Below are 6,065 nucleotides of genomic sequence, written 5' to 3'. Positions count from 1 at the left end.
AGTGCCAGCGGTGAAATCCGCTGGCCAATGAATCAGTTATCACCAAAATGGATAACGGTACGGATGGATTTACCCTGATGCATTAAATCAAACGCGTCGTTGATCTGCTCCAGCGGCAGGCGATGCGTAATAAACGGATCTAACTGAATTTTTCCGCTCATTGCTTCTTCGACCATACCCGGCAACTGGGTGCGCCCTTTTACACCGCCAAACGCGGAACCGCGCCACACGCGCCCGGTTACTAACTGGAACGGACGTGTTTTGATCTCCTGACCAGCACCCGCCACGCCAATGATGATGCTTTCACCCCACCCTTTATGGCAACACTCCAGCGCCGCACGCATCACGTTAACGTTGCCGATACACTCAAAGCTAAAGTCCACGCCACCGTCGGTGAGCTCAACAATCACGTCCTGCACCGGCTTATCGTAATCGTTCGGGTTGATGAAATCGGTCGCGCCCATTTCACCCGCCAGCTTGAATTTTTCCGGATTAGTATCAACGGCCAGAATACGCCCGGCTTTCGCCTGTACCGCGCCCTGAATCACCGCCAGGCCAATACCGCCCAGACCAAATACGGCCACGGTATCGCCTTCTTTCACTTTCGCGGTGTTATGGACCGCTCCGATCCCGGTGGTTACGCCACAGCCCAGCAGACACACTTTATCCAGCGGAGCCTGCGGGTTAACCTTCGCCAGCGAGATCTCTGCGCAAACGGTGTATTCACTGAAGGTACTGGTGCCCATATAGTGATAAATCGGCTCGCCGTTATACGAGAAGCGCGTTGTGCCATCCGGCATCAGACCTTTGCCCTGTGTCGCACGCACGGCCTGACACAGGTTAGTTTTACCTGATTTACAGAACTTGCACTCGCCGCACTCTGCGGTGTACAGCGGGATCACATGATCGCCCGGTTTCAGGCTGGTGACGCCCTCACCCACTTCAACCACGATACCCCCGCCTTCATGGCCGAGTACCGCCGGAAACACACCTTCCGGATCGTCGCCAGAGAGCGTAAAAGCGTCAGTATGGCACACGCCTGTGTGGGTAATTTTAACCAGCACTTCACCTTTCTTTGGCGGTGCGACGTCGATCTCGACAATTTTTAACGGCTGACCGGGGCCGAATGCAACTGCTGCGCGTGATTTCATTTGTCTCTTCCCATTATTGCGAGGTGATGGTGTTATTTTAGATAAGCGCGCAGAAGATGGCCGATTTCAGCCATGCGCACAGCACGCTGGTCTGGGGTAGTCTCCCCGCTGACCAGTTCATCTTTCAGGTGGATCTCAACCATTTCGCCCATCAGACCATTGGATGCGCCGCGCACAGCGGCAATTTGTTGCAGGATCGCCAGACACGGCTCGCCGGACTCCAGCGCGCGCTCAAGCGCATCAACCTGGCCGCGAATACGGCGTACACGGGTGAGAATGCGTTTCTTATCTTCAGGTGAATGCGGCATACGCCCTCCAGATACCATACCCCCCTATAGTATCAGTAATTTTACATCTTTGTAAAATCCACTACCCCACGCGCAATAAATCACTGTATCTCGTCGTATAGCGAGGCGAAAGCATGTCTCGTTTCATTGCCCACGGTTGCTGTATCCCTTGTCCGGCAAACCAGAGCGTCCCTTTACCATTTTTAGCATTAAGGGTATCCAGAACCGTCATAAGTTTGTCGCTATTATGCCGCGGGACGTTTTCATCAAAAAGATTTAGCTGCGCCATACCGGAACTGAAAAAATCCCCTAACATCACGCCTGCTTTTTGATAATGCCGCCCCTCTCGCCAGATGGCGTCAAGGCAGCGCGTCGCCGCACCAATAATATCCCGACTGTCCTGGGTTGGTGTCAGTAGTTTTACCGACGCGTTGTTACCATAGTAAGGTTCGTTATGGGCAAATGGACTGGTTTTAATAAACGCAGAAATGAAGCGGCAGAACTGGTGCTCTCCGCGCAACTTCTCCGCCGCACGTGAAGCATAGGTACAAATCGCCTCTCGCATGGCATTATAATCCGTGAGCCGCTCACCAAACGACCTTGAGCAGATGATTTCCTGCTTAACCGGCGCAAACTCCTCCAGTGCCAGGCACGATTCGCCGCGCAATTCCCGTACGGTTCTTTCCAGCACAACGCTGAAATGTTTGCGGATAAAGCGAATATCGGTTTCAGCCAGGTCGCAGACCGTTTTAATGCCCATAGCGTCCAGTTTTTTACTGATACGGCGTCCAACACCCCAGACTTCATCAACCGGAACTGCGGCCATCAGCTTGCGTTGGCGCTCGCTATTCGATAAATCGACCACACTGCCGGTCTGATCCTGCCACTTTTTAGCCGCATAGTTTGCCAGCTTAGCCAGTGTTTTGGTCTGGGCAATACCGACACCCACTTTAAGATGAGTTTTCTGCAAAATAGTGTCCCTCATCTCGCGACCAAAATCAGTAAGATCTCTGCAGTTCCTCACCCCCGTCAAATCACAGAACGCTTCATCAATACTATATCTTTCCACGCGCGGAGAGAGTTCCTCCAGGATGGACATGACTCTGCTACTCATATCCGCATACAGCTCGTAATTTGAACTAAAGCACGTCACGCCGTAACGTCGAAACAGATCTTTTTGTTTGAAGTACGGAGCCCCCATTTGGATACCCAATTTTTTGGCCTCCGCGCTGCAGGCAATAACACAGCCATCGTTATTTGAGAGAACCACCACCGGTTTATCACAGAGATCAGGCCGGAAAACGGCCTCACAGCTGGCGTAAAACGAATTTACATCGCAGAGTGCAAACATCAGCGCAGAGCCTTCACGGCATAGGTAACGACACCGAATACATTCAGTGATTCTTCACGACCGATAACGATCGGTGCATAAGCGCTGTTCATTGGAACGAGCTGTACCGTTGGACGAAGCTGCAGCCGCTTAACCGTGAACTCACCATCAACGGCAGCGATAATAATGTCGCCATGTACCGCCGTCAGCGAACTGTCAACAACCAGCAAATCGCCATTATCGATCCCCCCTTCAATCATTGAATCCCCCGCGGCTTTCACGAAGTACGTGGCACTGGGATGCTGAATTAGCAATTCATTCAAGTCGATGCCCCGCTCGACATAATCCGCAGCCGGGCTGGGAAACCCGCACTGAACAAGGTCACTAAACAAGGGGGTTGTATTGATTTCGCGGAGATCCGCTGGCTTGAGAAACAACATAATGACTCATCCAATATTAACTGTATTTATATACAGTAGTTTTATCTGAGCAGTTGTTCAAGCGGCTTTTTGTGGCGCTATTGCTATTCACCTGAATTATAACGACTAGTGTCTGTACAAACGTATCGCGACATGAAACCGGGTATAGTAGCGCCATAACATCATCAAAACGGACACACTATGACTACCGCAGGGAAAAGCAATCCGCTGGCCATTGGCGGCCTGATCGCGCTAACGCTCATCTGGAGCTATAGCTGGATTGCCATGAAACAGGTCACGCACTACATTGGTTCATTCGATTTCACCGCACTACGTTGTTCTTTTGGGGCATTGTTATTATTTATTGTCCTGATGCTACGCGGACGCGGAATGCGCCCGACCCCGCTCGGTTATACGTTGGCGATAGCCTTGTTACAAACGTGCGGCATGGTGGGATTATCACAGTGGGCGCTGGTCAGCGGCGGTGCGGGAAAAGTCGCTATTCTGAGTTATACCATGCCCTTCTGGGTGGTCATTATGGCCGCCCTTTTTCTCGGTGAACGCATGCGTCGTTTGCAGTACGTCGCTATTGCAGTGGCGGCGTTTGGCCTGATACTGGTATTACAGCCGTGGCAACTGGACTTTTCGTCAATGAAGAGTGCGCTGCTGGCAATCCTCTCGGGCATCAGTTGGGGAGCCAGTGCGGTTGTCGCCAAACGTATGTATGTTCGTCATCCCAGTATAGACCTGTTAGCACTCACCTCGTGGCAGATGCTGTATGCCGCGCTGGTGATGAGTCTGGTAGCCTGGCTGGTCCCACAGCGAACACCTGACTGGCAGCCTGTCGTATTCTGGGCATTAGGATATAGCGCCGTACTGGCAACCGCGCTGGCCTGGAGCTTATGGCTGTTTGTGTTGCGTAACCTGCCTGCCAGTATCGCCAGTTTAAGCACACTGGCGGTGCCGGTTTGCGGGGTACTATTTTCCTGGTGGTTGCTCGGCGAAGAACCTGGCGTTGTCGAAGGTAGCGGGATTGTGCTGATTGTTCTGGCACTGGCCATCATCAGCCTGAAGAAACGCGCCACGCAGGTGCAACGCGTTGAAAAAGAGATCTCATGCGAAAAATAATCACAGAGAAATAAAACACCCCGCATTACGCGGGGCGTTTTATCAGGAACGTTTTCGCGGCATCATGCGCAACAACGTATTATCCTTCCAGAAATAGTGATGTAGCAGAGCCGCGGCGGCATGCAGGCCAATGACAAAATAACCCAGGTTTGCCAGCGTTTCGTGCCATGATTTCAGCATATCGGCCAGTTCAAAATTGGCTTCTGCCGCATGTGGCATAACAATGCCGAATGCAACCCACGGATTTCCCCGGTTATACATCATCACCAGGCCAATAATCGGCAGCGCAATAAACAGCAAATAGATAACCAGATGCCCCAGATGCGCCATGCCAATCATCATCGGCTTCGGTTTTGGTTCAATCGGTGGTGCCGGATACTTAAGTCTGACCAGCAGACGCGCCACCATCAACGCTAAAATCGTGATACCACAGGAAACATGCACCATGTTGAACCCGGGACGATAGCTGCGCGGGAAAAATCCGCGAAACTCCATGGCACTGTAGGCCACAATGACCAACAAAAAGACCAGCCAGTGAATGCCAATTTGCAGGCCAGAATACTTCTTCCCCATAACACTTCTCGAATCAAAACAATAATGCGTCAACATAACGGGCTTTTGTTAAAAATTCATTAAGTTTTGTTCACCCATTTTCAGTCAGTTACGTTTAACCGCAAAAACAGCTATTGCCGCGGATGCCTGACTGGACTATGCCTGGTAGGGAAAATATGTCGTACCGTCTCATCCTGACAGGAGAAAACCATGAATAAAATTGGCATTAACGGTTTTGGTCGTATCGGTCGTCTGGTATTGCGTCGGCTACTGGAGGTCAAAAGCAGCGTGGAGGTCGTCGCTATCAATGACCTCACCTCACCGAAAATCCTCGCTTATCTGTTAAAACACGATTCAAACTACGGCCCGTTTCCCTGGAGCGTCGACTTTACCGAGGACGCACTGATTGTCGATGGTAAAAAAATTGCCGTTTACGCCGAAAAAGAGGCCAAAAATATTCCGTGGAAAACGACTGGCGCAGAGATCATCATCGAATGCACCGGTTTTTATACCTCAACAGAAAAAGCCAACGCGCACCTGGATGCCGGGGCCAAAAAAGTGCTGATATCCGCCCCGGCTGGGGATATGAAAACCATTGTCTTTAACGTCAACGACGACACGATGGATGCCAGCGATCGGATTATCTCTGTCGCGTCGTGCACCACCAACTGCCTGGCGCCGATGGCAAAAGCGCTGCATGACAGCTTCGGTATTCAGCTTGGCACCATGACCACTATCCATGCTTACACCGGAACGCAATCACTGGTTGATGGCCCTCGCGGGAAAGATCTGCGCGCCTCACGCGCGGCAGCAGAAAATATCATTCCTCATACCACCGGTGCGGCGAAGGCGATTGGTCTGGTGATCCCGGCCCTGAGCGGGAAATTAAAAGGTCACGCCCAGCGTGTTCCGGTAAAAACCGGATCCGTTACGGAACTGGTGTCGATTCTGGGTAAAAAAGTCACTGCGGAAGAGGTTAACGACGCGCTGAAAAAGGCAACGCTGAACAATGCATCATTCGGCTATACCGACGAAGAAATTGTCTCGTCAGATGTCATTGGCTCACATTTCGGTTCAGTATTTGATGCAACACAAACCGAGATCACCGAAGTGGGCGATCTGCAACTGGTAAAAACCGTGGCCTGGTACGATAACGAGTACGGTTTTGTCACCCAACTTATCCGTACGTTGGATAAAT

General features: G+C 51.5%; 7 protein-coding genes. 2 read left to right on the top strand and 5 right to left on the bottom strand.

Annotation, left to right across the window (positions count from 1 at the left end; genetic code table 11):
* Positions 1 to 32: 32 nt before the first annotated feature.
* The 4 genes from FDX03_RS12455 to FDX03_RS12440 form a co-directional block, all read right to left on the bottom strand.
* A complete protein-coding gene (locus tag FDX03_RS12455) occupies positions 33 to 1,151 on the bottom strand; it encodes an S-(hydroxymethyl)glutathione dehydrogenase/class III alcohol dehydrogenase (RefSeq protein WP_048211575.1) in 1,119 nt (372 codons plus the stop codon).
* Between the two features lie 32 nt (positions 1,152 to 1,183).
* Positions 1,184 to 1,459: a metal/formaldehyde-sensitive transcriptional repressor gene (locus tag FDX03_RS12450; RefSeq protein ID WP_003833178.1), complete on the bottom strand. Its 276-nt coding sequence runs from the start codon at positions 1,457 to 1,459 to the stop codon at positions 1,184 to 1,186.
* A gap of 61 nt (positions 1,460 to 1,520) precedes the next feature.
* A complete protein-coding gene (locus FDX03_RS12445; protein WP_115602006.1) occupies positions 1,521 to 2,789 on the bottom strand; it encodes a Y-family DNA polymerase in 1,269 nt (422 codons plus the stop codon).
* Positions 2,789 to 3,208, bottom strand: a complete 420-nt coding sequence (locus FDX03_RS12440; RefSeq protein WP_061067962.1) for a translesion error-prone DNA polymerase V autoproteolytic subunit — start codon at positions 3,206 to 3,208, stop codon at positions 2,789 to 2,791. The genes FDX03_RS12445 and FDX03_RS12440 overlap by 1 nt, the downstream gene beginning before the upstream one ends.
* 180 nt (positions 3,209 to 3,388) lie before the next feature.
* Between FDX03_RS12440 and FDX03_RS12435 the strand changes: the two genes are divergently transcribed.
* Positions 3,389 to 4,315 (top strand): EamA family transporter, encoded by a 927-nt coding sequence (locus FDX03_RS12435; RefSeq protein WP_137345985.1) that lies wholly within the window; start codon positions 3,389 to 3,391, stop codon positions 4,313 to 4,315.
* Between the two features lie 42 nt (positions 4,316 to 4,357).
* On the opposite strand, the gene cybB is transcribed toward FDX03_RS12435, so the two are convergent.
* On the bottom strand, positions 4,358 to 4,888 hold the full coding sequence (gene cybB / locus FDX03_RS12430) for a cytochrome b561 (protein ID WP_048211572.1): 531 nt from the start codon (positions 4,886 to 4,888) through the stop codon (positions 4,358 to 4,360).
* 189 nt (positions 4,889 to 5,077) lie between these two features.
* Here cybB and gap point away from each other — a divergent pair.
* On the top strand, positions 5,078 to 6,065 hold a 988-nt coding region (gene gap, locus FDX03_RS12425; protein ID WP_137346032.1), incomplete at its 3' end, for a type I glyceraldehyde-3-phosphate dehydrogenase.

The sequence above is a fragment of the Citrobacter sp. wls827 genome (assembly GCF_005280875.1).
Taxonomy (GTDB): Bacteria; Pseudomonadota; Gammaproteobacteria; order Enterobacterales; family Enterobacteriaceae; genus Citrobacter; species Citrobacter youngae.
The sequence above is the reverse complement of the archived record's forward strand: the minus strand, read 5'-3'. Positions and strand labels throughout refer to the sequence as shown.